Origin of the sequence: Thiomicrorhabdus aquaedulcis (genome assembly GCF_004001325.1) — a bacterium.
Classification (GTDB): Bacteria; Pseudomonadota; Gammaproteobacteria; order Thiomicrospirales; family Thiomicrospiraceae; genus Thiomicrorhabdus; species Thiomicrorhabdus aquaedulcis.
The window spans coordinates 1,088,764-1,115,072 of record NZ_AP018722.1; the positions used below are offsets into that span (position 1 = coordinate 1,088,764).

Here is a 26,309-nt window from a genome sequence, read left to right on the forward strand (position 1 = left end):
CGGCTTAGGGTAAGAATTGTTGTTGAATGCTCTGCGCGGCGGCGGTGATGTCGGGTTGTGCAAATACACCGTGAATCACTGCGACCGAATCGGCACCGTGCTTAATCAGTTGTTGTGTGTTGTTGGCGGTGACGCCTCCAATGGCCACCACTGGAATGCGCAGTTGTTGTTTGGCGAGTTGCAGAGTAGACAGCTCGGCTTGCGGGGCATTGGGTTTGGTGTTTGAGGTAAAAAATCGCCCAAAGGCAACGTAGTCGGCACCTTGGTCTTGCATCTGTTTGGCCCGTGGTAAGTCGTTGTAACACGACACGCCAATAATGGCATGTTGTCCTAACACTTGGCGGGCTTGCTTAAGTTGCGCGTCGTTTTGCCCAAGGTGCAGCCCATCGGCTTGGCTTTGCAGTGCCAAAGGTAGGTGGTCGTTAATAATTAACCAGGCCTGGTAGGTTTTACAAAGTTGTTTAAGCAAGCAGGCGGTGTGCAATTGATGCGCAAAAGTGGCGGTTTTGTCGCGGTATTGCACCCAGCGCGCGCCGCCTTGCAAAGCAAGTTTTACTTGGCTTAGTAAGGTGGCGGTGGATGCGCAATCTGGCTGGGTGATAATGTATAAGCCAGATACTCTAGGTTTAGCAACGCGCATAGTGGGCGAGGGCATAAGCGGGTCTAAGTGAGTATAAGCGGGATTAAAGTTGTGGGCTAAGTTGTTTAATACGCTCGGTTACTTGGTCAAAATGCACTTCGCCAATTTGTTGGTAGACAATTTTGCCATTGGGGGCAATTAAAAAACTGGTTGGGGTGAGCAATACGTTGCCAAAGGCTTTGGCAATGCTGCCGTCGGTGTCCATTACAAATATAAACGGATAAGGATTGCTTGAGATGAAGTTTTGCACTTGTTTTTCGGGGTCGTAGTCCATTGATACGGCAATGATTTCAAAACGATCGCCTAAGGCTTGTTTCATTTTGGCTAAATCGGGCATTTCTTTTATGCAGCCTGGGCATGAGGTGGCCCAAAAGTTAACCAAAATGGGTTTAAGGGGTTTTTCGAGATTTATGGTTTGACCTTGTGCGTCTTGCACTGCAATTTTAGGTCCTTGGCCTAATCCGTCTGAAAACACGGTTAAATAAAGTAGCGTGCCCAGTAGACCTACTACAAATAGACCAAAAATTTTACTGCCTAGGTTTTGCATAATGTTCTCCAAACTTACAATTGATTGGGTTTTGAATTTTTTATGCTTTATAAATTATAAATTTAATGCTTTATAAAGCGTTATAAAAAAGGGCCATAACATGACCCTTTTAAGTTTAAGTACAATTTAAGTGTAATTTTAGTAAATCGTTTACAAGCTCAGTTACGCGGTAATGGTTTCGACGCCATTGGCGGTGCCGCACAAAAATACATCGGCTTTGCGCACGGCAAACAAACCGTTGGTGACCACACCCACAATGCCGTTAAGCTCGTTTTCCATGGCCACGGGGTCGGTGATTTTTAAACCGTGGACGTCTAAAATGACGTTGCCGTTGTCGGTGGTAAAGCCGTCACGCAATACCGGCTCGCCACCAAAGCGTTTAAAAATTTCGCGGGCTACATAACTGCGCGCCATTGGAATGACTTCGATGGGTAATGGAAACTTACCCAAAACCGCGACTTTTTTGCTGTCATCGGCAATGCACACAAATTTTTTGGCTACGGCTAAGACAATTTTTTCGCGCGTTAAAGCACCGCCGCCGCCTTTTACCAAGTGCAAAGACGGGTCGGCTTCGTCTGCGCCGTCAATGTAGACCGAAATTTCGGCCACACTGTTTAAATCAAATACCGGAATACCGTGCGCTTTTAAGCGTTGCGCGGTGGCTTCAGAGCTTGCCACAGCACCTTCGATGGTGCCTTTGATTTTGGCGAGTTCATCAATAAAAAAATTGGCGGTAGAACCCGTGCCTACACCAATAATGGTGTCGGGTACAACATGAGCAATGGCGGCTTGCGCGACTTTTTGTTTAAGTTGATCTTGGGGTGTCATGGATAACCTCTTTTTATTGATTTTATAGTTTGTTTTTTTAGTTTAACTAATAAGTTTGGTGTTAAAAATAATGCGTCAAATTGTAATCAATTGCGCATTATTTGTACAGCAAGCCCTTAACAGCCCTTAGCCGCACTTACTGTGCAGCGTAAGTCGTAAAGCATTTAACCAGGCCTGGTTAAACGCTTTATGGTTTTAATTATATTACTTTGGTGCTACCGGCGGTGGTGCTACATCGGGGGTTTCAACCACTAACGCTGGGGGCATTTCGCCTTCTTTGCGATCGTGAGCGTCTACCACTAAGCCTGACTGGGTTACGTAGTATTTAGTGGGGTAAACGTGTACCGATTTATACACCATAGGACGCAATTGACGCGATTGTTCGGCTATTGGCTTGCCAATGGTCATATACATGCCGCACATGGTCATGCCGGTGACAATTTGATTTTTATCTAAATTTTCATGGTCTTTAACGCTTAATTGCAAGCGTAAATCCAGCTCGGCAATGTAGGGTTTACGTTCGGCTTCGGTTTTAAGTTCGTGGTAATCCACGCACAATTTAAGCGTGGGTATTTCGGACAATGGTCCACCACGATTGAGCAACTTAGGTTCTTGCCCAGGCTCCGCAGTGGGCATTTGCGTTTGCATGTTAGGTTGAGCCAAGACATTTGAGGTTATTAGTCCACTTAACAAAACCGCAATACCGCTGGAAATAATAGTTTTTTTCATAAAATCTCTCTCAATTAAAAGGTTTGCCAAAAAGTTAGCCCAAAAGGTTAACAAAGGCTGGCGTTGGGTTAAACATCAGTCACATGCAAAAACATAACAGCCCAAAATAGTACCAGTAAAGCCGCTGTTAAGCCATAGCCAAGCGTAATTACTCGGCGACTTTAGAGTGGCCGTTCATTTGCCCCATTTTGCTCATAAACGATTTAACTGGCATATCGACCTGTTTTTGGCTGCCGTCTTCAAATGTTAGGGTAACCGACACAGTTTGACCCTGCTTAATAGGATTAATCGGTTCAATTAACATAATGTGCAGGCCGCCGGGTTTTAAAAACGCCATGCCATTGGCGGGCACTTCAATAAAGGGTATTTGACGCATGCGCATTACGCCGTTGTCGTTGGTATGGGTGTGCAGTTCGACCACTTTGGATACCGCCGATTGGGCGCTGATAATTTTAATTGGGGCGTCACTGATGTTTTCAAGTGTCATAAAGCTGGCGCTGGCGGGTGCGCCGGGCGGTACTTCACGCGCAAACGGTTCGGTGATTTCAATGTCATCGGCTTGGCTGGCTAAGGCGTTTGCACTGGATAGGACGCTTAACAAACTAAAAGACAAAAGGGTGATTGTTTTTTGAATGGTTTTGATGGTTTTCATAATGACTCGCTTTGTATTGTTATAGGTGCGTTTAAAGGGGTTTTAAAGGTTAGGGTTTTTGCTTTAACCAGGCCTGGTGATTTTTGCTAAGCATGCTTAAAGCACAGTTAAAGCCTGCTTACGGCTTAGGTTGATAGAGTTGAATCGCCGCAATAAAATCATCAGGCGAGGTGGCGTGTGGCAGCTGGGTAAGCAGCTTGCCTTGGGCGTCTACCACATAGGTAAAGGCCGAGTGATCTACCGCGTAATTAGAGCCGTTATTAACGTCGTCTACTTTGGCGTACACCACGCCGTAGCGTTGGGCGATTTGTGCCAAGGTGTCTGGCGTGCCGGTGAGTCCTAACACATTGGCCTCAAAGTAACCGGCGTATTGTTGCAGACGTTGGGGCGTGTCACGTTCGGGGTCGACCGAGACAAATAAAATTTGTAAGTTATCTTTTTGCGCCTGGCTTAAGCCTCGGTAGGCTACCGATAAGTTGCCTAGGTTGGTGGGGCAAATGTCAGGGCAAAACGTGTAACCAAAATAGATTAAGACCAATTTGCCTTTAAAGTCGCTTAACGAATGCTCACCCGCAACACCTGTTAGCGTAAAGTCGCCACCGGCTGGACGGTCGTTAGAGATAAGTTGCGCGTGCCCAGTTGCGTTGACGGGTGCGGCTACTTGGGTTTGATTGGTTGGATAAAGTAACGCTCCGGCACCAATAAGAGCCCCTAATAATACAACGCTTAAAATAAGTTTTGGATTCATAATCACCACGGTTTAGAGATTTAAAAAGATTTAAAAAGATTTAAAAAGATTTAAAAAAATTTATGCAGAATAAAAAGACCTTTGCCCAAACAACAAAGCCACCCATGTTAGCAAACATTTGCAAACATGGGTGGCCAAGAGTATGAAATAACGCTTGAAGTTTATAGATAACTTTAAGCGTTAAAGACGGTAATGTTATTTAGCGTTGTTGTTAAAATTTAGCGTTTAAACGCGCCCATACACTGCGGCCTGGCTCGTACACTTTGTAGTCTGCCCCAGTCGTTGAATCCACTCGGTTTAGGTAGGTTTCATAGGCCTGGTCAAACAGGTTGTCAACACCGGCGGCCAAAGTAACAGATTTGTTGATTTTGTAATCGCCGTACACATCCAGTGTGCTCCAACCGTTGGTTTCAAGTTCTTTAGCGAGGGCGTTGGTTTCGGTTTGCGCTGTGGCAAAGTTAAAGCGCGTGCCGGCACTCCAATCGGTGGCTTGGTACAACGCATAGACGTTACCCGCCAACGGTGCAATGTTGCTTAAATTGCGGTTGTCGGTTTCGTTGGTGCCTTTGGTTAAGCTGATATTACCACCCACTTTTACACGTTGACTGGCTTGCAACGCGCCTTCAATTTCAAGGCCGTAAAGGGTGGCGTCTTTGTTGACGTAAACAACGCTGCCTGCGGGTAAGGTTGATTTAATGGCTTCGGGTTGATTTTGACTTAAATCGCGCAAAATGTAGTCGCTCACCGAATCGTAAAACGCGCTAACGCCCCATGAATGGGTTTTGGTCGCTTGCGACAAGCCAATGTCTAATTGGTTGTGTTGTTCGGGTTTGATGTCGGGATTACCGATCCACTGCCCGGTACCACCTTTGGCCATAAATTGCTCGGTGGCGTCAGGGTAGCGGTGGGTGCGACTTAGTCCGCTAAACACGGTAATGTTGTGGTCTAAAACACGCTCGTAACGTAGCAAACCATTAACATTGGCTTCTTCGGTTTGGGTGTCGCCTGAGTAATCAATGTAGGCGTCATTGTATAATTTTATGGCCGTTTGATTCGATTCTGTCGCAGTTTTAGCGTCTTTGGCTTGCGTGCTTACCGCATCATAACGTAAGCCTAAAATAACTTTTTGCTGATCTTTAAAGAAAGAGGTCGATTCGGCGAACACACTTTTGGTTTCTTGCAACACGTTTGGCCACATGTTAAAGACTGATTTATCATTCACTCGGTTATACAAAACAGCGGTTTTGTCTAAGGATTCTAATTGCACACCATAATCCAGTTGCGTGTGACCAATCATGCTGGTGAGTTTTACTTTTGCACCGGTGGTTTCAACGTCACTTATCACTTCGCTAAGTTGTGCCGGATTAAGAGGCGTACGCAACTCAAAGTTATTCATGGTGTGGTCAACCGTTGATTGATACAGGTCTACCTCAATAGCTTGCACCGCATCGCTAATTTTTTGACCTTTGTAGCGCAAGCGGCTGGTGGTGCCGTCAGACACGGGAGAATCCATGAACGCACCTTGAAACAGGGCATCTTCAACCAGGGTGTTTTCGTGCGATAAACGCAGTTCGTGGTTTTCAGACGGCGTCCAGCCTAAATCGATGTGACCTTGCTGGCTTTCGTAGCTTGAGTTTATTTCCTTGCCATTGCCATCTGTGTAATTGTCGGCCGATTTTTTAGAGCCTTGCAACACAATGTAGCCCTGTTTGCCGCCCGCGGCCACCGTTGCGTTTAGGTCGCTGGTGAGTCCATTTGAGGACGTGCCCATATTAATTTCACCGTTGTACGGTTTGCCCGCTTCAAACGTGGGGGCGTTGCGTTCAAACAATACAGTCCCGCCCGAACCGCCGGCACCATAGGTGACCGAATTAACGCCTTTAATCACGGTGACCGAATCAAAACTACTAAGTTCGGCGTAAGCGGTCGGTGGGTCCATGCGATTTGGGCAACCGCCTTCAATTTTTGCGCCGTCAATTAACACGTTTAACTGACTGGATTGTTGACCACGAATGTTTAAATCTACCCCGTGACCGCCCATACGTGCCGCATCTACGCCAGGGATTTGTCTAAGCGCGGTACCGGTTTCTGAATTACTGGTTTGGCTCAACTCTTGACGGGTTACGGTATCTTCTTGCGCAATTTGAGCGCTGGCCGCCACACCGACTTCTTCTAATTGAGCGGCGTACAGTGGTGCTGAAACAGAGGCTGAGGCTAACGCGGTGAATATGGCCAAGTTTAATTTGTTTTTAGAGAACATACAGATTCCTAATGTTTATGAAGTAATGTTTATGAAGTAAATAATGCGCTGTGTAAGCTCATTTAAGTGAGTTACGTAATGTTGTTTATTGTAGTGCGAGGTCTAAAAATTACCCTTAAGAAACAAGGGAGAATAATTAAATAATCGTAAGCTGTGTTGAGAAAGTGTGCAAAGAGTCTTAATAAAGGTTTAACAACACGTGTTTTTCTTGGCTCTAAAGCACACCCGAAGGATTATGGTCAAAAATCCAGGATTAGTAGAGCCGAATGTTATAATCCATTTTTGTCTAATTTAACCGTTGTAAGGATTTTGCATGCCCGAAGAGATTTTACGCCGTGTTTTAATTGCCCCGGTATACGACGTAGCCCAACAAACGCCGTTAGAATTAGCGCCGTTAATTTCTAAGCGTGTGCACAATAAAGTATGGCTAAAGCGCGAAGATTTGCAGCCGGTGTTTTCGTTTAAAATTCGTGGGGCGTACAACTGCATGGTTAATTTAAACGCAGAGCAACGTCAAGCCGGCGTGATTGCGGCTTCGGCCGGAAATCACGCACAAGGGGTGGCGTTGTCGGCCACCAAAATGGGGGTAAAATCCGTGATTGTGATGCCGCGCACCACGCCGCCCATTAAAGTAAACGCCGTTAAACGCTTGGGTGGACAAGTGGTTTTAGAGGGTGATTCGTATGATGAAGCGTCAAAATTTGCCAAAAAACTCGCGGCAGAACAAAAACTGACGTTTATTCATCCTTACGACGATTTGGACGTGATTGCCGGCCAAGGCACCATTGCATTAGAAATGTTACGCCAACACAGCGGCGCATTTGACGTGATTTTTGTGTGTGTGGGTGGTGGTGGACTCATTGCTGGTATTGCGGCCGTAATTAAACAAGTTTGGCCTAAAACTCGCATTATTGGAGTTGAATCGGCCGATGCAGCTTGTATGACCGAAGCGTTAAAAGCGGGTGAGCGCATTATTTTGCCGCAGGTGGGCATTTTTGCAGACGGTACGGCCGTGGCGCAAGTGGGAAAAATTCCGTTTAGAATCGCCCAAACGTGTGTGGACGAGATGATTACCGTCACCACGGATGAAATTTGTGCGGCCATTAAAGACGTCTTTGAAGACACCCGCGCCATTGCCGAGCCTTCGGGCGCATTAGCGGTGGCGGGAATGAAAAAATTTGTAGAACAAAATGGTGTGTCGGGCTTGGATATGGCCTGCATTGTCAGTGGCGCAAATGTTAACTTTGACCGCTTACGCCACATTGCCGAACGCACCGAATTAGGCGAAAAACGCGAAGCAATTTTTGCTGTGACCATTGCTGAAACACCTGGTAGTTTTAAACAATTTTGCGAACTTTTGGGCGCGCGTCGTGCCATTACCGAGTTTAATTACCGATACGCGGCCAGCGACCATGCCACCGTGTTTGTGGGTGTGCGTACTGAAGGTGGTCACCCTGAAAAAGAAGCAATTTTGAACGAGTTAAAAGCCAAAAACTACCCTGTGCAAGACATGACCGACAACGAAATGGCCAAGTTGCATTTGCGTTATATGGTGGGTGGGCACGCCAATGGCATTCAAAACGAACTATTGTATCGTTTTGAGTTTCCGGAGCGCCCGGGCGCGTTATTAAACTTTTTAATATTAATGAGTGAAGAGTGGAACATCAGCCTGTTTCATTATCGAAACCACGGCTCGGCTTATGGTCGGGTATTGGTTGGGGTGCAAGTACCCCCCGAACAGCATCATGCCTTTGAAGTGTATTTAACCCAGTTGGGCTATCCGTTTGTAAACGAACAAGATAACCCAGGATACGAATTGTTTTTAAAACCAACGCGTTAATGCTGTAATTTGTTAATTCGTTAATTCGTTAATTCGTTAATGCGAATTTCAAACAATAAAAAACCCATTTGACCAGGCCTGGTCAAATGGGTTTTTGGTTTAAATACGCGTTAAAGATGAATTAAATATGCGTTAAGAGTGTGTTTTAGTCTTTTTTGTTAAGTTCGGCCTGCGCTGACTCAGCTTGCGCCAACTTAGCTTGGTGTTTACGCGCAATTTCATCCCAGTCAATGTTGTTACAGTCGTGGCACTCTTCTTTTAAGATGCGCATCTTTACCAGCAGAGCATGAACTTTACAGCCTACACAGTAGCCTAAAATAGCCTCTAACCACATAAAGCCAATGCATACCCATACCATGTTGATGGGAATCCAATAGGGAATAAAATTTTCGGTTTCGGATAACAGTTGACTGCCCCATAAATTGTTTAACCAAACCGCAAAGGTGTCGGGGTTAAAAAACAAAATGCAGATGGTGATTAAGGTCGCCCCAATTGTCCAAGCAAAGCGCTTAGGCACCAAAGGTTTCCACACTGGCGGAGTTTTACGCGCTAAATAAGTGCTTAAAATAATGGTGGGTGAAAAACGCGAAGTAAAGACAAACATACCGGCTAACATTTCAAACAAACCGTAAAACAGCAGGGCGGTTTGTACGGGGTAATCGTAAGTGCGTTTAATGGCTTCAACGGCGTAAATAATGTGACCGTCCCAATCGGTATCGTAGGTGTCTACCGCCGTGTTTCCATCCACAATCCAGCTTGATGTGTAGACCACGTCAAAAAGGGTTAGCCCCATGTACAGCGGAATAAACAGTAAAATACCGGCTCTAATGCGTACAGCAACTTCGTTAATGTAGGTGACTGGCTCGTTAGGGTCTCTAAACCAGGCGTTTTTAAAAAACTCAAACATGTTTTTTCCTTTGCGTTATTAGAATACTTTAGATATCAGGCGGGTTAACACTAAGTAAAGTTAACAGGCAATATTAGAAGACGCTTAAGTATGGTGACTTGAGCCATAAAAATCAAAGTGTTTAAATTTGGTCGTGCAAAAATTATTTTTATAAAGATTCGCACACTCTTGTAAGCTTAAAAGAGTTGGGTTTCTTTGTGTTTTATTAACCTTTAGAGACCTTTGCACTAGTCAGGCGCGAAAGAAAAATGAGGGGAAATTGACCTGATTGCGGCGGAAAACGCCGTGAATAGCTGGCTATTCGCAAGTTTTTCAACAATAATCAGGTCAATTTTAACCATTTTTATTCGTGCATTGACTCGTGCAAAGGTCTCTTTAGTAAAGGTGTCCTAAAGTGAATTATCATGCTAACGCTCTCTAATGGCTTAACCATTGCCGATGAAGAAATTGAATTAAGCGCTATTCGTGCGCAAGGTGCGGGTGGACAAAACGTCAATAAAGTGTCGTCGGCCATTCATTTACGCTTTGCTATTAACGCCTCATCGTTACCCGAAAAGTTTAAACAACGTTTGTTGGCCTTAAAAGACCGCCGTCTAACCCAGGATGGAGTTTGGGTATTAAAAGCCCAAAAATTTCGCACTCAAGAAAAAAATCGCCAAGATGCCTTGGAGCGTTTACTAGCGTTTATTGAGCAGGCGCTGGTTGAGGTTGAAGTGCGTAGGCCTACTAAACCTACTAAAGGCTCGCAAAAAAGGCGCTTAGACAGAAAGTCAAAACGCAGTACTACCAAAGAGTTGCGTGGTAAGGTTGAATCTTAGTAGAGGTCTTTAATAGATGTCTTTAACAGTGGTCTTTTAAGGTCTAAATGGGTTGCAATTGAGCGTATGCAAGTTTTAAAGAGGAATTTTAGCGGTTTGAGTATTTGTAACTATTTTTATGGCACTTTGGTGTTATGCTCAATAATAGATACATCGGGTTAGTGTTTATAAAGCTGGTTTTTTAAGTTGGTTTCATAAGTTGGGTTTTATAGCAAAACTAACTCGTATTTTAAAGTGAAATACATTTAAAACCTTTGCTTCTGCACAGGTCTCATAAGGAGTATATGAATAATGAAAAAACAAATAACCATGATATTAAGCGGTTTGTTCTTGGCGATGGGTGTGCAAACGGCCAGTGCGGCTATGGTGTCTACTCAATCGTTACTTCAGGTTGAAAACAGTGTGGTTCAAGCACACGATTCTGCGGTTGATTTACGCGCAATGCTCACCCACGATTTAGTTGACTTGGGCGTGTCTGCCACCGATGCCGCGCATCGTGTAAGTTTGCTTACTAATGAGCAAATTGTGGCATTAAATGCCGAGCTTGAAAACATGCCGGCCGGCGGTGATATATTGGGCGTTGCCGTGCTTATTTTCTTAGTATTTATTTTTACCGATGCCGTGGGCGCTACGGATGTTTTTACCTTTGTTAAGCCAATTTAAGCAATTTAGTCACTGTAACCAATGTAATAGAGTGTTAAGGTTTAAAAATGGTCAGCTGTTAAAATTATTTTTATGGGTTGTTCCGGTTTTACTCGTTTTGCAGGTGGTGGGTCTTAGTGGTTGCACAACGCCGCCTCAGACTCGTCAACTGCAACACACGCTAAGCCAATCAATGTTAAGTCAGCCTGTGTTAAAGGAATCTGTTGACACTTATGAGGCTGGCAATAACCACGATAACGCTCAACTGCCGTTGCAAATGCCGTTGTCTACGCCCATTTACTCATCTACGACAGTGCAGTCTTTTTCAAATATTCAGTTAAATCAGGTGCCTTTCTGGCCGCAAACTGAGTACCAATGTGGCCCCGCAGCCTTGTCCATGGCGCTTAATGTTAAGGGTGTTGCGATAACCCCATCTGAATTAATTCCCCGCTTGTATATCCCTAATAAACAAGGAGCGATTACGCCAGAAATATTGGCGGTAACGCGCTTTTATCAAAAAATACCACTGACACTTAACGGCACTTTGACCGATATTATTCGTCAATTAACGTTGGGTCGTCCGGTGGTTATTTTGCAAAACTTGGGGTTGGATGTTTTGCCCAAATGGCATTTTTCAGTGGTGATTGGGGTGGATTTTGATGCCAAACAGTGGATTGTTCATAGCGGTGAAGATGCGTTTAGGCGAATGGACTTTAACGTATTTGAGCGTACTTGGGCACGCGCTGATTATTGGGCGATGGTGGTGTTGTCGCCAGAAGAGCTACCCACAATGGAAGAGTTAAAGGCATACGGTTTGGCCATGGTTGATTTTGAGCAATTAGGTCAGCTTGATATGGCCAAAAAAGGCTATGAGCAGATGCTCAAACGCCAGCCAAAGCAGTTGCTTGCTCAAATGGGTTTGGCCAATATCGAGTATCAACAAGGGCATTATCATGCGGCCAAAGAGCGTTTTGAAGCTTTGTCCAAAGAGTATGCGCAAGAGCCGCGTATTTGGAATAACTTGGCGTATACTTACGCGCAGCTTAATATGACCAAATTTGCGTTGGATGCCATAGACAGAGCGGTTGTTTTGTCTAATGCACAGCCGCAGTTTTTGCAAAGTCAGCAAGAGATTCTCTTGATGCTTAACGCGGATAAATAAATTATCTTAAACCTTTTATAAGCCCTTTGCTCAAGTGCATTTTAGGCTGGAGTAACTGGAATAAGGTAGCTTTTTAGGGTGCTAAGATGGGTCAACATTCTTTAACCTTTTTCAACCTTTTTTAAACATCATCAAACATCGTCATTTTTTTAATTGTTTTTAACCAATGTATGCCACTCAACTATGCCTATTCAAATAAACTCTAATGTACTGTCAAACGTTACCAATCCACTGGCTTATGCCGAGCGTATTGCCCAAGAACTGCAGGTTAAACCCGCGCAAGTGAGTGCGGCCATTGGTTTGTTGTCGCAGGGCGCTACCGTGCCGTTCATTGCCCGTTACCGAAAAGATATTACGCAAGGATTGGACGATATACAGTTGCGCGAATTAGAAACACGCCTAACGTATTTAACCGCATTGGGTGCGCGTAAGCTAACCGTGTTAGAAAGCTTGCAGGCGCAAGGTTTGCTTACCCCAGAGCGTCAAACGCAATTGGAGCAAATGCACAGTAAAACCGAGTTAGAAGACTGGTATAAACCGTTTAAACCGGTAAGAAACTCTAAAGTGAGCCAAGCCAAAGACGCTGGTTTAGAGCCTTTAGCATTGGCTCTTTGGAACAGCGTGACACATCCGCATGCTAACCTTAATCACATGGCTAAGCCGTTTGTAAATCCAGCCAAAAATATTGCCCATGAAAGTGATGCGTTGAATGGCGCACAAGCTATTTTAATAGAGCGTTTGACGAATGCACCAGGCCTGGTCAATCACTTGCGAGAAACGCTTTGGCGCGAAGGTGTGCTGGGCAGTAAGGCATTAAAAAATAAGGCAAATACACCAGCGAACACTCAAGCAAGCGCTTTTGAATTTGCAAACGACCTGAGTAAATTTAAAGATTATTTAGACTTTTCACAAGCCATTGGCAAAATTCCCTCGCATCGTGCGTTAGCGTTGTTTAGGGGCGAGCAAGCAGGCCTGCTTAAATTAAGTTTGGCGTTGCCAAGTGACCCGGCCAGTGCATTGCGTTTTTGGGTTGAGAAAATAGCCCGTTTTAATCATCTTAAGCTCAGTGATAAAGCACTCAAATCTCAAGGCGAGCTATTTTTAACCCAGACCATAGAGCAGGCCTGGAAAACCAAGTTGGCTAAAAGTCTGCAAACCGAACTGTTTAGCCGGTTGCGCGAACACGCTGAACAGGTCGCCATAGAGGTCTTTGCTCAAAACCTTAAAGCACTTTTGTTGGCCGCACCTGCGGGCAATAAAATAACCTTGGCGTTAGACCCTGGTTTTAAAAGTGGCGTTAAATTGGCCATTATTGACGCGACTGGAAAGTTTTTACACCATGATGTGCTGTATCCTCACGCCCCACAAAACCAGTGGAATCCGTCATTATTAAGTCTTAAACGCTGGGTTGAGCAGTACCAAGTACAGCTTATTAGTATTGGCAATGGAACGGCCTCACGTGAAACTGAGCAATGGGTAGACGAACTCTTGGTAAGCCTAAACCATGCTGAACAGGTTATTCCACAAAAAGTAGTGGTGTCAGAAGCCGGCGCTTCAGTGTATTCGGCCTCTCAAATTGCTCAAAAAGAGTTTCCACAATTAGACGTGACCATTCGCGGTGCGGTATCCATTGGAAGGCGTTTGCAAGACCCGTTGGCCGAGTTGGTTAAAATTGACCCCAAAGCCATTGGCGTGGGTCAGTATCAGCATGATGTTAATCAAGGTGCCTTGGCGCAAGCTTTGCATAATACGGTTGAGGATTGCGTTAATTTAGTGGGGGTCGATTTAAACATCGCCTCAAGCGCTTTATTAGGATATGTGTCGGGGTTATCGCCGCGCTTAGCCGATGAGATTGTGCATCATCGTGACCAATATGGCGCATTTACCAGTCGTCAACAACTCAAGAAAGTACCGCGTTTAGGGCCTAAAGCGTTTGAGCAGTGTGCGGGGTTTTTACGTATTCGCGGGGGCGTTCACCCCTTAGATCAATCGGCGGTGCACCCAGAATCGTATGAGGTAGTCGAAAATATGGCCAAGCGCATGCAGGTCTCGGTGCATGAGCTTATGGGGCAGGCTGAACTGATTAAACGCATTCCATTAGGCGATTTTGTACAAGAAACCATGGGCTTAGTGAGCCTTAAGGACATTGTGTCTGAACTTGAAAAACCCGGGCGAGATCCTCGACCAAGTTTTAAAGTAGTGAGTTTTGCCGCAAACATCACTAAAATAACCGACTTAACCCCTGGATTGAGTTTGGACGGTGTTGTGACCAACGTTACTCCTTTTGGGGCGTTTGTGGACATTGGCGTGCATCAAGATGGACTGGTACACATTTCGCAGTTGGCCAATGAGTTTATCAAGGATCCGCACGCACTGGTTAAAGCCGGTCAAATCGTGACGGTAAGGGTGCTTGAAGTAGACGCGGCGCGTAAGCGCATAAGTTTGACCATGAAAACACAGAGTTAGTAAATAATAACGGGCAAATTTACCAAATTTTAACCATTTGTGGCACATTACTCATAACGGTTTGTTGTTGTTTTATACGAGAAAAGACTTAAAATTAAGACTAAAAATTAAGATTAAAAAGGAAAATAACATGTTTAAAAAAATAAGCGGTTTAAAAATAGGTTTATTGGGATTGGCTTTTGTATCCCTGTCGGCGTGCAGTTGGGTAAAGCCCATTGAAGGCGCTAACCGAGTCGATATTAAGTACGCCTACGATGTGACCAATTGCCAAAAGATAGGCAGTACTACGTCAACAGCGCGCGATAAGGTAGGCTTTTTTGAACGTGATATTAATGCTATTAGAGGCGACTTAACTAAGTTAGCACAAAACGAAGCCGCTCGAATGGGCGGTGACACCATTGTAGCCACCACGCCACCCATTGACGGTCGTATGAGTTTTGATGTGTATCGTTGTAATACAGCACAACAACAATAATACCAGTAGGCATTGCGTTGTTAGTGGTTAGGGTTGTATGAGTTTATAAGCGCCTTAACAGCGCTTATAAAATACGTTTAACTTAACAAATCCAATTGGCGTTCATTGTCTTGGTCTTGGTTAATGCGACTGGATGTGGGGCCACTTTGGTTTTTGTATTTAGCGTCACTGCGCTTGTTGTACGGTTTTATAGAAGCGCTGGAAAGCGTTTCAAAATTAATGGCGCAAATGTCCATGCCTGGGCGCAATGCTAATGGCAATTTGCCGCTGTTAAAAATTTCTAATACAATTTGCCCGTGCCAGCCTGGATCAATGCGATGGGCAGTTACGTGAACCATTAAACCCAAACGCGCCAAACTTGAGCGTCCGTCTAACCACCCTACTAAATAGTCGGGCAAGGTAACCGATTCATACGTGGCCGCCAAAGCCAACTCACCTGGATGCAAAAAGAATGCTTTATCGTCGGCGATTAAAATTTCTTCGCCCATTACGGTGTCCATTATCTTTTGCATTTCGTCTTTTGGGCCGCTTAAATCAATGTAAGGTGCAGTGTGATCGTTAAACACTCTAAAGCGATTGTCTAAGCGTAAATCGACGCTTATGCCTTTAATTTTGTCGGCATGCGGTTGAGGTTCGATGGCAATTTTGCCCGCTTTTAAGTATTGAATAATGTCGCGATCGCTTAGTTTCATAGGGGGTGCTTTTTATTAAGAGTGCTATTGGTAAGTTGAACTGCATTCACGAGAGGGGATCACAATAAAAATCTGGCAAAACTTTACAGAATAGCGCTAAAACCCAGTTGCAGTTAATAACGCGTTATTGTCACATGATATCCCAACGAAAGTACTTTTGGGGTGTAACGAAATCTATAAAACTCGACCTATTTTTACATCGCCAAGAGGTAGTTGAGTGTCAATCCTGTCGTGCAAAGCGCTCATGTAGGTTATAAAAATGTCGGGTTTTGCAGTAAATTAAGGGTAATAGTGTGATTTTCTTTTTTATTTTCGACGCGTATTTTACCCGGAAAGTAGCGTAAGGTTGGTAATAACCAAACATCAATTTTGGCACCTTGTGTTTCAAATGCGTAATGCAGGCTGTTTACGGGAGATTTGCTAAAGTCTAAGTCGATAAAACTGGCCTGATCTAGGGTTTTAAATACGATTTTATCCTGGAAGTTGGTGTCTTGTACATAAAACTGCGTTAAAGGTTGCTGATTAAGTTTGGCATGTTGCATGGCATAAACCAGCGAGATAATGTCGTAAAGGGCGGTTTGTTCTGGCCATGTGCGGTTTTTTTCAGTGTACAAAATCCGCCCATTTTGGGCATCGCGTTGCAGTGTTACCCATTTTTTTTGCTCTATGCCGTCTTCGGTAAATACACCCATTTTTTGGTATTGTAACCAGGTTAACGTATTGTTTGTTTGGGTTAGCTTGATGGTTTCGACCGAATATTCGGACACGAATGCACGCGCCCAACCAGTAGGACGGGTGTCGCTTATTAGAGTGCATTGTTGCGCATTACAGCGAAGTGATTGGTTGGATTGTCCCAACGTTACGCCAAAGGCGTGCACGCTAAAAGTGGCGTTAAAATTGGTTAAGGGTTCTGCATAGGCTAATACGCTGTGCAAGCTTATAACGCTTACTAAAAAGGTATAAAAAAATTGCAACGTAAAAGTCGTTTTAGCCATGTTCTTAAACTACAGCTGTTGTGGGATTATTAAGGGTTTTTGATCTAACCAGGCCTGGTTGTCTTTGTATTGTAATCGGTTTTGGGCAAACCATTCAATTACCAATGGGTAGGCTAGATGTTCTTGAGTATGAACTTTTTGTTGTAAGCTTTCTGCGGTGTCATTAGGTTCAATGTTTACGGTGGCCTGTAAAATGACTGGGCCACTGTCCAACATGGGGGTTACAAAATGCACGCTTAAACCGTGCTGAGTGTCACCGGCTTGTAATGCGGCTTGATGAGTGTTGAGCCCTGGGTATTTGGGCAGTAAAGAGGGGTGAATGTTGAGCATTTTCCCTAAAAAATGCTGCGTAAAATGGGGCGTTAAAATACGCATAAAACCCGCTAACACCACTAAATCCAGATGCGCTTTGTCTAAAGCAAATTGCAACGATTCATCAAATAACTCACGACTGGCGTAGTCAGTGTGATTAATGGTAAGCGTTGGAATATTTGCCGCCGCCGCGCGGTTTAAGCCAAAGGCATTGGGTCGATTAGAGACCACCAAAACAATTTGATATAAATGGGCGTGATTTTTTTGATGCTCGATAATGGCTTGCAAGTTTGAGCCGCTGCCAGAAATAAGTACAGCAATACGTTTGGGGGTGAGGTGTGTGTGTGGGGTGTTTTGAACAGAAGTCATAGAAGTCACAATAAAAACCAGATATTTGATTGCGGCTGAACCGCGTTACAGCGCACCGCAATCAAAATGTTTAACGCCTAAAATTTAAGCTTTTAAGGTTTAACCTTTAACCAACTTAACCCAAGGTTGTGCTGTCTCAGAATGCTCAATTACGCCAATCACCGAGACACTTTCGCCCGAAGCGGTCAGTAGATCAATGGCTTTTTGTTGATCGTTGGGGTTTACCACCACGACCATGCCAATACCGCAGTTTAAGGTGCGGTGCATCTCTTCGTATTCAACATTGCCGGCGGCCTGAATCCAATCAAACACGGCAGGGCGTTTCCAGCTGTTGGTGTTGACCTGTGCCATGGTGTTTTGCGGCATAACGCGTGGAATGTTTTCTAATAAACCACCACCGGTAATGTGCGAAATAGCGTGAATATCAATCGCTTTCATTAACTCTAAAATGGATTTTACGTAAATCTTGGTGGGCGCCATGAGTGCGTCAATTAATGGCTGGCCGTCCATGTCCATTTGGACATCGGCGTTAGAGACTTCGATTATTTTACGAATTAACGAGTAACCGTTAGAGTGTGGTCCGCTGGACGCTAAGCCCAGTAATACGTCACCGGCTTGAACTTTGGTGCCGTCAATTAAATCGGTTTTTTCAACAATGCCGACGCAAAAACCAGCTAGGTCGTAATCACCGTCTGGATACATGCCAGGCATTTCGGCGGTTTCGCCGCCAATTAATGCACAACCAGACTGTAAGCAACCGTCGCCAATGCCTTTGATAACGCTGGTGGCTACGTCTAATTCAAGTTTACCGGTGGCGTAGTAGTCTAAAAAGAACAACGGCTCGGCACCTTGTACAATCAGGTCGTTAACGCACATGGCCACTAAATCAATGCCCACTTGGTCGTGCTTGCCGCTGTTGATGGCTAGGCGTAATTTAGTGCCAACACCGTCGGTACCCGATACCAGTAACGGGTTTTTGTATTTGCTCATGTCCAGCTCAAACAACGCACCAAAACCGCCCAAAGACGCAGATACTTCACGGCGTGCCGTGGCTTTTGCAATGGGTTTGATGGCGTCAACGAGTGCATTACCTGCATCAATATCAACACCGGCGTCTTTGTAACTAATGGATTGGGTATTTGTTGTCATAGTCTCTGTCTAAATCTAAGTCATTATTTAAAAGTGGGAGCGGCAACACATAAAAGAGCGCCAGAATGGGCGTTTTGCCCGGTAAAAGTCTGTACTAACTTTATTAAAAAACATTATTATATTGTAACGAAATTTTAAGATTGGGGTTAATAAGTTTACGTTTAATCGCTTGTTTAGCGTGGTTTGTGGGATGATTTGATGCGTTAGCTTTAAATATACCTACTTTAGACACATCGTCGTTTTAATCGCGGCTTGGTTTCACCAGGCCTGGAGAATGCTGTAATGCTAGTACAAATGCCTTTAAAAATAGGCTTAAGAGATGACGCGTGTTTTGCCACGTTTGTAACCGAAAAAGAGTCTTTGGCGTTAGCGTTAAACACCTTGCAGCAAAGTCTTAAAAAAGACGCCGGTGGCGCGTTTTATTTGGTGGGCGAAGGTGGCTCTGGTAAAACCCATTTATTGCAAGCCGCGTGTCGTTACGTGACCGAGCAAGGTTACACCAGTGTGTTTTTGCCTATGAGTGACGCCAGTTTGCCACTTATTCCCGATGTTCTTAACGGTCTTGAGCAAACGCCGTTGGTTTGTTTAGATGACATAAGTCGATTTATTGGCCAAAAACCGTGGGAATTAGCGCTGGCCAATTTAATCACCAAATCGAGCGTGCAGGGGCACTCTTTGTTGTTGGCCGGAGATGTGGCTATTTCTAAATGGCCCATTGCTACCACCGAACTGGCCAAAGCACTGATGACCGTTTTGCCCATTGAAATTGAGTCGTTAACCGAAAAAGACGAAGTGATTTTGGCCTTACAGCGTCACAGTTTACGTCTGGGTTTTGAGCTGCCACAAGAGGTGGGTAACTATTTGGTTAAACAGTTTTCGAGTGATTTACAAGAGTTGTTGGCGGTTCTTAAAATGTTAGAACAAGCCAGTTTGGTTGAAAAACGCCGTTTGACGTTGCCGTTTGTTAAAAAAGTTTTACAACAGGTTTAGCACAGCCTTAAGTTAATTTATTGAGACCTGCACAGGTCTCTATTACTTGAGATCTTTAAAGGTCTTTTATTTAAAATAGGAAATTACATGACGTTTAACTCATTTATTACTACGTTTAAAACCGCCACTAAAGTGGCCTTAATGTCGGTTAGTTTGGCTGGGCTTACCTTTGCGCCAACCGTGCACGCCGCTCCACCAGAAGAAGACATTAAATTTATTGGTTTAGACGGTAAAACCACAATGTTGTCGGACTATAAAGGCAAATGGGTTATTGTGAATTTATGGGCAACTTGGTGTCCGCCATGTTTGGTTGAAATTCCAGATTTGGTGCTGTTTCACGAAGCACATAAAGACAAAGATGCGATTGTGATTGGCGTAAACTATGAAGCCAACGAAATCAGCAAAGTAAAAGCCTTTGCAGAATCGCAGATGATTAACTTTCCAGTGGTGCGGTTTGAAGGCACTGTGGACGGGCGCACTACACCATTTGGTAAGTTGCAAGGTTTGCCCACCACTTACATGGTAGCGCCAGACGGCACGGTAGTCGCTGCCCGAACAGGCATGGTTGATCAAAAAATGCTTGAAGATTTTATGCAGTCCTACAACGCTAAAAAATAAAATGGTCAAAGGGGTTTATATGTTGTTATCAGTACCTAAGTCATCGTACCGTACTCGTTTTATATTAAATGGTTTTAGTGTGTTTAAAGCCTTATTAGTGGCAAGTTTGCTTACTATATCTAGCCAGGCCTGGTCAGCCAGTGCTTTTTTTGACGAAACATTTGGTAATCTTCAAGAAGAATTAGCCGCCGCGAAAGAACAGAATAAAAAAGGCATTTTTGTGTTTTTTCACATGGATGAATGTCCATTTTGTCATCGCATGCGTGAAACCATTATGACTGAGCCCGATGTAATCGAGCTGTTTAAAGGGCAATTTTTAACCTTTGAAGTGGACATTGAAGGCAGCAACGACATGGTTGATTTTGACGGCACCAAAGGCACTGCTCAAGAGTTGTCCGAGAAAAAATACCGCGTGCGTGCTACGCCCGTGATGATTGTGTTTGATTTAACCGGTAAGCCAATTTTAAAATACACCGGCCCGACACGCACCAAAGAAGAGTTTAAATTGCTGGCACAATATGTGGTGGACGGCAGTTATTTAACGCAGTCTTTTACGGCCTACAAGCGCCAGCAAAAGTAATCAGTCACCCATTAATCGTTGAACCTTAGAAAGGGTTGCTCATGTTATTTTCATTTTTTGGTCATGGGGTAAAAAACAGCACGTCAGTTGTTGCCATGTTTAAGTTTAAAAAAATACCCTTAACGGTGCTAACCTTTGCGTTGTTTAGCCATGCAGCACTTGCCGATGGAGTGGCTAAGCCAGTCATGGCAGCCGAATTACCTAATCCGTTAACCTTAGAGTTTGTTTTGGCGCAAACGTCTACGGCCGCACTGCCGTTGCACTTGCAAGCGGCTAAGTTGGCTTACGCACAAGCGCAAATTGAGCAACAAGCCGTCAACACAAATACCGTCATCGATGCACAAGGCCGTTTGGGTCGACGTGATTTTGCTTTTGAAAATCAACCGCATAATCTATTGGCATTGCATGTGGGCAAAGTGCTGTACGATTTTAATCAAAACCAATTTGCCATTGAAGCCGCCCAGCAATCGGCTTTGGCCGAACAAACACGTTTGACCATGGTTGAACACCAATACCGTTTAACGCTAATGCAACGTTTTTTTAACGTCTTGCTTGCTGATTTTCAATATCGAATCGACAACGAAGAGATGGCCGTGGCGTTTATTGGGTTTGATAAAGCCAAAGAATATCATGCGTTATCCAAGCTATCAGACGTAGACTTATTAGCCGAGCAAAATCGTTATGAGCAAATATTGGTTAAGCGTTCACAATCGGCCAATGCGCAACTGCAAAGTCGTTTGCAGTTGGCCAATGCTCTAAATTTGCCAACGGCACGACCAGACGAGTTGAGTTTTCCGGATTTAAAAGCTTATGCCAATCGTGATGTAAAAGATTTAAACCTAGACAAACTGCACGCAGAAGCGTTGTCGCAAAATGCTCAATTACAGGCGCTTACGCAGCACGTTGCAGCGCAACAATTAGCGTTGCAAAGCAGTCAAAGGCTGGGCAAGCCAACCGTGCGCGGTGATGCATGGGCAGGGCAGTTATCGAGCTACCCCGAAACGCGTGAAGGTGCTTGGCAAGTGGGAATAACCGTTGATGTTCCACTGTACGACGGTGGCGCACGTACAGCAGCGGTGGCGTTGTCGCAGGCGCAATTGCAGCAAGCACAGGCCAATGTTCAGCTGTATAGCCAACAATTGCGAGATGACATTACGCAGGTGTATTTTAACATTCAGTTATTGGCCGCCGAAAAAAATCAAAATACGGTGTTTGGTGATTACGCCGATTTGTATTTGGATTACAGTCGAGCGGTATACGAAAACGAAAGCAGTACCGATTTAGGCGATGCGATGGTGCGCTTATCACAGGCTAATTTTAATGACGTGGCGTGGCAGTTTAAGCAAGCACTGTTGTGGGCGCAGTTGGATTATTTATTGGGCAAGTCGATGCCAGTCAACCAAAATTAAGGAACAAAATATGAAATACACAGCAAGAAATACTCAAGTCCAATTGTTTTTAGTACGCCGTCGCCCGCGTTCAGTGTCGCGTATGTTGAGTGTCGCATTGGGTGGTTTATTAACCAGTGTTTTGAGCGCTTCGGTGTTCGCACAAACGGTGCATATTGGTGCTTTGGTGTCAGGCCAAGTGACCAAGGTTACCGTAAGTGAAGGTCAAGTGGTTAAAAAAGGTGATGCGCTTATGGAATTAGATTCAGAGCGCTTTCAAGCCAAGTTGGGCAGTTTACTGGCCGAACAAAAACGCCAAAAACTTGCTTTGACCGATGCTAAAATTGAGCTTGCGCAAGCACAAGATTTATTTGATCGCACGGTCACGGCCAAACGTACCTTAGACGCCGCTAAATTAACGCACGATATGGCGCAAGCCGCGTTTGAAAAAGCCAAAGCCGATGTGGCAATGCACCAGGCCTGGTCAAAGTATGTGTTTATAAAAGCCCCTGTGGATGGCAAAGTGCTTAAGATTAACGCGCCCCTTGGCAGCACAGTGTTTGAAGAAAACAGTCCATTGCTAGAGCTTGAAACCGCAACCCAATAAAAAAATATCACTAAAAATATTACTAAATTAAGGATTAAGCATGCTAAGCACACGTTTGCAATATGGGCTTAAATATTGGCGTTTGGCCATTCATTTGGTTTTTAAAACCAAGCATTTTGGGGTTAATAATTTGTGGTGGGCCAAACAGCCTTCGGCGATTGGCTGGCAGTGGTATGAAATTATATGGGGTATTTTGACGGTTATGCCCATTGTGCGTAATTATCAATCGCTTAAAGTGCGCAGTTGCTTAGGTTGGATGCCCGAAGCCGAATGCATCGCTTTAGGGTTTAAATCGGGCACTCGTTCATAGTGCTGTTGATGGTTTTAGATTGGGAGAAAGCATGATTCAAATGGAGTTAGAACAACGAGAGTCCTCACGTTTTGCGCGGCCATTTTGGGTAACAGACCACCAAGATGAAGCCTTTTCTGCGCCGTTTGAAGGCTTTGACGTTAATTTAACCGGCCTTAGTTTTTGGGTAGAGGAAGCTGACTTTTTTTACCAGGCCAGCATATTAGTTTGCGCGTTAAAAACTCTGAATCGTTAGAGGAGTACTGCTTAGAAGGTGTTGAAGTGGTGCACCAACGACAAGAGGGCGAACGCTTTTTATGTGGGTGCCACATTGCCCAAGTCACCAGTGGACAGCTTTTAGCGCATCACCGCATTGTAATGACCGATGCCTTTAGCGCCCAACTGTCCATGCAAAGTTCGCAGTTAAACGAGTTTGATTTTATCGAAGATGGGTCGGCTTTGTCTTTGGATCACGCTGATTTTCAAGAGGCCAGTATGGCGCTTAATTTGGCTGTAAGCCAATTGCAATCTAACCAGGCCTGGGGAAAAACTTTATTGCGTGAATTGGCTGTTGCACTAAATTCTTTGCCAAACAATCAAATCGATCAAAGTATGCTGCAGCCCCGTGCTGAGTTGCATAAGGTGTTTGGTCAATTTGAGGCGTATTACGCTCACATGAGCGATACGTCGGTAGCCTTAGCCATGTTGGCTAAATTGTTGGCTCACACTCCCGATTCACCAACTGAAAAGCAAGCCTGGAAAACTTTAATTGCCGACTTTGAAAGCCGTTTTTTAACCCCCGAGCAACAAATGGCCTACGATTTTATGCATCAAGGCTTAAACGCCGACGAGGCCTTAAGCATGGCACAATCGTATTTAAATCAGGTAGATGAAAAATAACTCTATTTATGGGCTGGTTGGCTGACTCACTGATTGGTTATTTTGTCACTTTAGACGGCTTTAAATAGCGTAAAAACCAATCACATGCTTCGTTCGCGGCTTGCATTAGCGTGTTATCTTCTTCAAATAGGTGACTAGCACCTTCTATAATGCTCAGTTTATGGTGTTTATTATTAGGCAACGCGGTTAAAGCGCGTTTATTAAGCGCCAAAATTTGAGTGTCTAAACTGCCCACCATCAATAAAGTGGGCGCTTTAACTTGTGGCAGTGACAGCATAGCCAAATCAGGACGACCGCCGCGTGACACCACGCACTCTACCTCGTTTGGGCGTAATCGCGCTGCATTTAGAGCCGCTGCCGCGCCAGTGCTGGCTCCAAACAGTCCAAGGTGCAGGGTGTCAATAGGACTGTGGGTTTGCAGCCAATCAATAACCGCGACTGTGCGCTGTGTGAGCAGTGAAATGTTAAAACGATATTCTTGAGTTACCTCGTCGAGTTTGCCTTCTGATTCGGTTAATAAATCAAACAAAATAGTGGCCAATCCTGCTTGATTTAGTCTTTGAGCAACTAGCTGATTACGTGGGCTAAAACGACTGCTGCCACTGCCGTGAATAAACAGGATTAACCCATTAATGGGCCTGTCACTGTAGGTATGATTGGGTAAGTTAAGCGTGCCTTCTAAACGTACTTTGCCAGCTTCGATAAGCAACGAATGGTGATGAATTGACATTGATGTATTCTCGTTAAGCGCGTGCTTGTAAAGAATCGTTGCACCAATATGCGTTTAGGCATTGAATCACTTGTTCATCGCTCACGGGTGAAAAATCGTCGTACCATTGACTTACCGATAAAAAGTGTTCACTGCTGTGTAAACAGACAACCTCATCGACGATGTGAGTAAATTTTTGCAAAGTGGCTTGTGCAGCAACGGCTACCGCAACGATAATTTTTTTGGGTTTCTGTAAACGTAAAGCTTCAATAGCGGCTTGTAAGCTGGCTCCGGTGGCAATGCCATCGTCTACCAAAATAACGGTTTTTTGACTAAGGTTGAGCAAAGGTCTGTGCGCGCGGTAGTATTGTTCGCGGCGTTCTAGTTCGGTTTGCTCATGGCGTGCAATCATCTCAATTTGCTGTGGTGTGATCCCGTATGTGTGAATTACTTCATGGTTAAACACTCGTATGTTACCGCTGGCAATAGCGCCCAGTGCCAGTTCTGGAAAAGCAGGTGCGCCGAGTTTTCGCACCACCATAACATCCAGTAAAGCACCTAATGCGCTGGCGATTTCGATTGCGACAGGGACACCTCCGCGCGGTAAAGCCAAAACCACTGTGTTTGGCTGGTTTTTATAGGCACTCAGTCTGCAAGCCAATGCTTGTCCAGCTACTGTGCGATTTAAAAGAGGAAGCGTCACTTCTGGGCATGAAATCGTGGGCATGGCTTAAACTCTTCTTAAGTTATTTTTTGGGTTAGGTATTGGTCAGCGTAATAAACGCAGTCAACGGTCTTAGCTTAAGAATAGAGCGGTAGGCATGTCAATGTTTGAGTATTGAGCAACAGCACTAATGCGTGCTTAGTTGTTTGGGGTCAATTGAGCGGGCGCATTGACCAGGCCTGGTGCGTTTAAAACGGTCGAAATAATGTGACCAGGCCTGGTAATGTCTTTTTTATATTAGTCGTGTAAAGGTTTCTAAATACTATTTTTGATTGCGTTTGTGACGGGTGCGACGGCGTTGTTTGTCTTCTTCTTTGGCCAGGCGTTTAAGTTCTTTGAGCTCGTTGAGACGCTCAACTTCTAAACGTTCGGCGTGCATCATTTCGGGGGTTTCAAGGCTGATGTCGCCAATGAGATGGTCACGGTATTCAACCACCAAAATGCGTGATACTTTGTCTAAATCAACCATGCCTCCGCCGCGTAAACATCCGCGCTTTCGGCCAATAACGTCAAGCAATTCCATGTCGGTACGCGGTATTTCGGTTAGTTCAAAACGGGTTTTTAAGTGTTGCGGATACGTTTTTAATAAATATTCGGCGGCGTAACTGGCCACGTCAGGTAACTCAAAAGCAGTTTCTTTAATGCCACCGCTTATCGCCAAGCGATAGCCACTGTTGGGGTTTTCAATGTTTGGCCAAAGCATGCCGGGCGTGTCAATTAAGGTAATGTGTTCTTCGAGTTTGATTCGCTGTTGGTTTTTGGTCACGGCGGGTTCGTTGCCAGTTTTGGCAATGGTGCGCCCCATGATGTTATTGATTAAGGTGGATTTTCCTACGTTGGGAATGCCAATGATTAAGGCTTGGATAACCCGTGTGCTGTCGCCTTTTTGCGGAACCATTTTTTTGATTAGGCTAATCATTTGCTCACGCTTATCGCCTTGTTGAGCATTAAAAGCCAGCGTTTTAACATTAAATTGAGTTTCAAAATAGGCCTGCCAAGCTTCGGTAACTAATGGATCGGCTAAGTCCGTTTTATTTAAAATTTTAATAGTGGGTTTGTCTTGACGAATTTGTGCAATCATTGGGTTTTCACTGCTAAACGGCAAGCGCGCGTCTAACACTTCAATAAATACATCCACTTGGTTAAAAATCTCACGCACCTCTTTTTGGGCTTTGTGCATGTGTCCGGGATACCATTGAATGCTCATTGTTGTTCTCAACTCGTTTTAAAAAAATGATTATAGCGTGTAAAGGTGTGTAACGTTTTAAGCGTT

29 protein-coding genes are annotated in these 26,309 nt (G+C 44.6%); 14 read left to right on the forward strand and 15 right to left on the reverse strand.

Annotated features, from left to right (window positions below; translation table 11 throughout):
* Positions 1-4 precede the first annotated feature (4 nt).
* The 7 genes from thiE to EP181_RS04955 all read right to left on the reverse strand — a co-directional run bounded on the left by thiE (position 5) and on the right by EP181_RS04955 (position 6,404).
* Positions 5-655, reverse strand: a complete 651-nt coding sequence (gene thiE, locus EP181_RS04925; protein ID WP_232023528.1) for a thiamine phosphate synthase — start codon at positions 653-655, stop codon at positions 5-7.
* A gap of 28 nt (positions 656-683) precedes the next feature.
* The gene (locus EP181_RS04930; RefSeq protein WP_127470668.1) at positions 684-1,187 is read right to left on the reverse strand and encodes a TlpA family protein disulfide reductase; all 504 of its coding nucleotides are present in this window, start codon (positions 1,185-1,187) and stop codon (positions 684-686) included.
* Between the two features lie 162 nt (positions 1,188-1,349).
* A complete protein-coding gene (rpiA, locus tag EP181_RS04935; RefSeq protein WP_127470669.1) occupies positions 1,350-2,015 on the reverse strand; it encodes a ribose-5-phosphate isomerase RpiA in 666 nt (221 codons plus the stop codon).
* A 204-nt stretch (positions 2,016-2,219) separates the two neighbouring features.
* Positions 2,220-2,744: a hypothetical protein gene (locus tag EP181_RS04940; protein ID WP_127470670.1), complete on the reverse strand. Its 525-nt coding sequence runs from the start codon at positions 2,742-2,744 to the stop codon at positions 2,220-2,222.
* 148 nt (positions 2,745-2,892) lie between these two features.
* Entirely contained in the window at positions 2,893-3,396 is a 504-nt protein-coding gene (locus tag EP181_RS04945) for a copper chaperone PCu(A)C (RefSeq protein ID WP_172959695.1), read from the reverse strand.
* Between the two features lie 118 nt (positions 3,397-3,514).
* The gene (locus EP181_RS04950; RefSeq protein ID WP_127470671.1) at positions 3,515-4,144 is read right to left on the reverse strand and encodes an SCO family protein; all 630 of its coding nucleotides are present in this window, start codon (positions 4,142-4,144) and stop codon (positions 3,515-3,517) included.
* 211 nt (positions 4,145-4,355) lie between these two features.
* A complete protein-coding gene (locus EP181_RS04955) occupies positions 4,356-6,404 on the reverse strand; it encodes a TonB-dependent receptor domain-containing protein (RefSeq protein ID WP_127470672.1) in 2,049 nt (682 codons plus the stop codon).
* A 313-nt stretch (positions 6,405-6,717) separates the two neighbouring features.
* Here EP181_RS04955 and ilvA point away from each other — a divergent pair, with 313 nt between their 5' ends.
* Positions 6,718-8,244 (forward strand): threonine ammonia-lyase, biosynthetic, encoded by a 1,527-nt coding sequence (gene ilvA, locus EP181_RS04960; protein ID WP_127470673.1) that lies wholly within the window; start codon positions 6,718-6,720, stop codon positions 8,242-8,244.
* Between the two features lie 145 nt (positions 8,245-8,389).
* Here ilvA and EP181_RS04965 read toward each other — a convergent pair whose 3' ends face one another.
* On the reverse strand, positions 8,390-9,151 hold the full coding sequence (locus tag EP181_RS04965; RefSeq protein ID WP_127470674.1) for a DUF4395 domain-containing protein: 762 nt from the start codon (positions 9,149-9,151) through the stop codon (positions 8,390-8,392).
* A 404-nt stretch (positions 9,152-9,555) separates the two neighbouring features.
* On the opposite strand from EP181_RS04965, the gene arfB reads away from it, so the two are divergent.
* The 5 genes from arfB (at position 9,556) to EP181_RS04990 (ending at position 14,714) form a co-directional block, all read left to right on the forward strand.
* Complete coding sequence (gene arfB, locus EP181_RS04970; RefSeq protein ID WP_127470675.1) at positions 9,556-9,969, forward strand: alternative ribosome rescue aminoacyl-tRNA hydrolase ArfB; 414 nt, start codon at positions 9,556-9,558, stop codon at positions 9,967-9,969.
* A gap of 291 nt (positions 9,970-10,260) precedes the next feature.
* On the forward strand, positions 10,261-10,632 hold the full coding sequence (locus EP181_RS04975; protein WP_127470676.1) for a DUF6627 family protein: 372 nt from the start codon (positions 10,261-10,263) through the stop codon (positions 10,630-10,632).
* 172 nt (positions 10,633-10,804) lie between these two features.
* Entirely contained in the window at positions 10,805-11,773 is a 969-nt protein-coding gene (locus EP181_RS04980; protein WP_172959696.1) for a PA2778 family cysteine peptidase, read from the forward strand.
* 183 nt (positions 11,774-11,956) lie between these two features.
* Positions 11,957-14,239 (forward strand): Tex family protein, encoded by a 2,283-nt coding sequence (locus tag EP181_RS04985; RefSeq protein ID WP_127470678.1) that lies wholly within the window; start codon positions 11,957-11,959, stop codon positions 14,237-14,239.
* A gap of 130 nt (positions 14,240-14,369) precedes the next feature.
* A complete protein-coding gene (locus tag EP181_RS04990) occupies positions 14,370-14,714 on the forward strand; it encodes a DUF4156 domain-containing protein (protein ID WP_127470679.1) in 345 nt (114 codons plus the stop codon).
* 77 nt (positions 14,715-14,791) lie between these two features.
* Here the strand turns inward: EP181_RS04990 and dcd are convergent, their stop codons facing one another.
* The 4 genes from dcd to purM all read right to left on the reverse strand — a co-directional run bounded on the left by dcd (position 14,792) and on the right by purM (position 18,231).
* The gene (gene dcd, locus EP181_RS04995; protein ID WP_127470680.1) at positions 14,792-15,406 is read right to left on the reverse strand and encodes a dCTP deaminase; all 615 of its coding nucleotides are present in this window, start codon (positions 15,404-15,406) and stop codon (positions 14,792-14,794) included.
* Positions 15,407-15,657: 251 nt separating this feature from the next.
* Complete coding sequence (locus EP181_RS05000; protein ID WP_127470681.1) at positions 15,658-16,401, reverse strand: DUF3108 domain-containing protein; 744 nt, start codon at positions 16,399-16,401, stop codon at positions 15,658-15,660.
* Between the two features lie 9 nt (positions 16,402-16,410).
* Positions 16,411-17,082: a phosphoribosylglycinamide formyltransferase gene (gene purN, locus EP181_RS05005; RefSeq protein WP_127470682.1), complete on the reverse strand. Its 672-nt coding sequence runs from the start codon at positions 17,080-17,082 to the stop codon at positions 16,411-16,413.
* A gap of 99 nt (positions 17,083-17,181) precedes the next feature.
* The gene (purM, locus tag EP181_RS05010; protein ID WP_127470683.1) at positions 17,182-18,231 is read right to left on the reverse strand and encodes a phosphoribosylformylglycinamidine cyclo-ligase; all 1,050 of its coding nucleotides are present in this window, start codon (positions 18,229-18,231) and stop codon (positions 17,182-17,184) included.
* A 282-nt stretch (positions 18,232-18,513) separates the two neighbouring features.
* Here purM and hda point away from each other — a divergent pair, with 282 nt between their 5' ends.
* The 8 genes from hda to EP181_RS05045 all read left to right on the forward strand — a co-directional run bounded on the left by hda (position 18,514) and on the right by EP181_RS05045 (position 23,603).
* On the forward strand, positions 18,514-19,221 hold the full coding sequence (hda, locus tag EP181_RS05015; protein WP_127470684.1) for a DnaA regulatory inactivator Hda: 708 nt from the start codon (positions 18,514-18,516) through the stop codon (positions 19,219-19,221).
* An 87-nt stretch (positions 19,222-19,308) separates the two neighbouring features.
* Entirely contained in the window at positions 19,309-19,839 is a 531-nt protein-coding gene (locus EP181_RS05020; RefSeq protein WP_127470685.1) for a TlpA disulfide reductase family protein, read from the forward strand.
* A 19-nt stretch (positions 19,840-19,858) separates the two neighbouring features.
* A complete protein-coding gene (locus EP181_RS05025; RefSeq protein WP_127470686.1) occupies positions 19,859-20,419 on the forward strand; it encodes a thioredoxin family protein in 561 nt (186 codons plus the stop codon).
* A 41-nt stretch (positions 20,420-20,460) separates the two neighbouring features.
* The gene (locus EP181_RS05030) at positions 20,461-21,828 is read left to right on the forward strand and encodes a TolC family protein (protein ID WP_127470687.1); all 1,368 of its coding nucleotides are present in this window, start codon (positions 20,461-20,463) and stop codon (positions 21,826-21,828) included.
* Positions 21,829-21,838: 10 nt separating this feature from the next.
* Positions 21,839-22,414 carry an efflux RND transporter periplasmic adaptor subunit gene (locus tag EP181_RS05035; protein WP_232023529.1) on the forward strand — a complete coding sequence of 192 codons (576 nt, stop codon included), beginning with the start codon at positions 21,839-21,841 and terminating at the stop codon, positions 22,412-22,414.
* Positions 22,415-22,454: 40 nt separating this feature from the next.
* Positions 22,455-22,724: a hypothetical protein gene (locus EP181_RS05040; protein ID WP_127470688.1), complete on the forward strand. Its 270-nt coding sequence runs from the start codon at positions 22,455-22,457 to the stop codon at positions 22,722-22,724.
* 31 nt (positions 22,725-22,755) lie between these two features.
* Positions 22,756-22,959, forward strand: a complete 204-nt coding sequence (locus EP181_RS12330) for a hypothetical protein (RefSeq protein ID WP_232023530.1) — start codon at positions 22,756-22,758, stop codon at positions 22,957-22,959.
* Complete coding sequence (locus EP181_RS05045) at positions 22,932-23,603, forward strand: PilZ domain-containing protein (RefSeq protein WP_232023531.1); 672 nt, start codon at positions 22,932-22,934, stop codon at positions 23,601-23,603. The genes EP181_RS12330 and EP181_RS05045 overlap by 28 nt, the downstream gene beginning before the upstream one ends.
* 37 nt (positions 23,604-23,640) lie before the next feature.
* On the opposite strand, the gene EP181_RS05050 is transcribed toward EP181_RS05045, so the two are convergent.
* The 3 genes from EP181_RS05050 to ylqF all read right to left on the reverse strand — a co-directional run bounded on the left by EP181_RS05050 (position 23,641) and on the right by ylqF (position 26,243).
* Positions 23,641-24,333: a dienelactone hydrolase family protein gene (locus tag EP181_RS05050; protein ID WP_127470689.1), complete on the reverse strand. Its 693-nt coding sequence runs from the start codon at positions 24,331-24,333 to the stop codon at positions 23,641-23,643.
* Positions 24,334-24,346: 13 nt separating this feature from the next.
* Entirely contained in the window at positions 24,347-25,039 is a 693-nt protein-coding gene (locus tag EP181_RS05055) for a phosphoribosyltransferase (RefSeq protein WP_127470690.1), read from the reverse strand.
* 259 nt (positions 25,040-25,298) lie between these two features.
* Positions 25,299-26,243, reverse strand: coding sequence for a ribosome biogenesis GTPase YlqF (ylqF, locus tag EP181_RS05060; RefSeq protein WP_127470691.1), 945 nt, complete (start codon positions 26,241-26,243; stop codon positions 25,299-25,301).
* Between the last annotated feature and the right edge of the window lie 66 nt (positions 26,244-26,309).

Excerpts from the sequence above, each read along its gene's own strand:
- EP181_RS05030 (WP_127470687.1), top strand. The coding sequence starts at position 20,461 with ATGTTATTTTCATTTTTTGGTCATGGGGTAAAAAACAGCACGTCAGTT.
- EP181_RS04955 (WP_127470672.1), bottom strand. The coding sequence starts at position 6,404 with ATGTTCTCTAAAAACAAATTAAACTTGGCCATATTCACCGCGTTAGCC.
- EP181_RS12330 (WP_232023530.1), top strand. The coding sequence starts at position 22,756 with ATGATTCAAATGGAGTTAGAACAACGAGAGTCCTCACGTTTTGCGCGG.
- EP181_RS04975 (WP_127470676.1), top strand. The coding sequence starts at position 10,261 with ATGAAAAAACAAATAACCATGATATTAAGCGGTTTGTTCTTGGCGATG.
- EP181_RS04945 (WP_172959695.1), bottom strand. The coding sequence starts at position 3,396 with ATGAAAACCATCAAAACCATTCAAAAAACAATCACCCTTTTGTCTTTT.
- arfB (WP_127470675.1), top strand. The coding sequence starts at position 9,556 with ATGCTAACGCTCTCTAATGGCTTAACCATTGCCGATGAAGAAATTGAA.
- EP181_RS04930 (WP_127470668.1), bottom strand. The coding sequence starts at position 1,187 with ATGCAAAACCTAGGCAGTAAAATTTTTGGTCTATTTGTAGTAGGTCTA.
- EP181_RS04950 (WP_127470671.1), bottom strand. The coding sequence starts at position 4,144 with ATGAATCCAAAACTTATTTTAAGCGTTGTATTATTAGGGGCTCTTATT.
- EP181_RS05040 (WP_127470688.1), top strand. The coding sequence starts at position 22,455 with ATGCTAAGCACACGTTTGCAATATGGGCTTAAATATTGGCGTTTGGCC.
- dcd (WP_127470680.1), bottom strand. The coding sequence starts at position 15,406 with ATGAAACTAAGCGATCGCGACATTATTCAATACTTAAAAGCGGGCAAA.
- EP181_RS05035 (WP_232023529.1), top strand. The coding sequence starts at position 21,839 with ATGAAATACACAGCAAGAAATACTCAAGTCCAATTGTTTTTAGTACGC.
- EP181_RS04965 (WP_127470674.1), bottom strand. The coding sequence starts at position 9,151 with ATGTTTGAGTTTTTTAAAAACGCCTGGTTTAGAGACCCTAACGAGCCA.
- purN (WP_127470682.1), bottom strand. The coding sequence starts at position 17,082 with ATGACTTCTGTTCAAAACACCCCACACACACACCTCACCCCCAAACGT.
- ilvA (WP_127470673.1), top strand. The coding sequence starts at position 6,718 with ATGCCCGAAGAGATTTTACGCCGTGTTTTAATTGCCCCGGTATACGAC.
- EP181_RS05050 (WP_127470689.1), bottom strand. The coding sequence starts at position 24,333 with ATGTCAATTCATCACCATTCGTTGCTTATCGAAGCTGGCAAAGTACGT.
- purM (WP_127470683.1), bottom strand. The coding sequence starts at position 18,231 with ATGACAACAAATACCCAATCCATTAGTTACAAAGACGCCGGTGTTGAT.
- EP181_RS04980 (WP_172959696.1), top strand. The coding sequence starts at position 10,805 with ATGTTAAGTCAGCCTGTGTTAAAGGAATCTGTTGACACTTATGAGGCT.
- thiE (WP_232023528.1), bottom strand. The coding sequence starts at position 655 with ATGCCCTCGCCCACTATGCGCGTTGCTAAACCTAGAGTATCTGGCTTA.
- EP181_RS04940 (WP_127470670.1), bottom strand. The coding sequence starts at position 2,744 with ATGAAAAAAACTATTATTTCCAGCGGTATTGCGGTTTTGTTAAGTGGA.
- rpiA (WP_127470669.1), bottom strand. The coding sequence starts at position 2,015 with ATGACACCCCAAGATCAACTTAAACAAAAAGTCGCGCAAGCCGCCATT.
- EP181_RS05000 (WP_127470681.1), bottom strand. The coding sequence starts at position 16,401 with ATGGCTAAAACGACTTTTACGTTGCAATTTTTTTATACCTTTTTAGTA.
- EP181_RS04985 (WP_127470678.1), top strand. The coding sequence starts at position 11,957 with ATGCCTATTCAAATAAACTCTAATGTACTGTCAAACGTTACCAATCCA.
- ylqF (WP_127470691.1), bottom strand. The coding sequence starts at position 26,243 with ATGAGCATTCAATGGTATCCCGGACACATGCACAAAGCCCAAAAAGAG.
- EP181_RS05025 (WP_127470686.1), top strand. The coding sequence starts at position 19,859 with ATGTTGTTATCAGTACCTAAGTCATCGTACCGTACTCGTTTTATATTA.
- EP181_RS04990 (WP_127470679.1), top strand. The coding sequence starts at position 14,370 with ATGTTTAAAAAAATAAGCGGTTTAAAAATAGGTTTATTGGGATTGGCT.
- EP181_RS05055 (WP_127470690.1), bottom strand. The coding sequence starts at position 25,039 with ATGCCCACGATTTCATGCCCAGAAGTGACGCTTCCTCTTTTAAATCGC.
- hda (WP_127470684.1), top strand. The coding sequence starts at position 18,514 with ATGCTAGTACAAATGCCTTTAAAAATAGGCTTAAGAGATGACGCGTGT.
- EP181_RS05020 (WP_127470685.1), top strand. The coding sequence starts at position 19,309 with ATGACGTTTAACTCATTTATTACTACGTTTAAAACCGCCACTAAAGTG.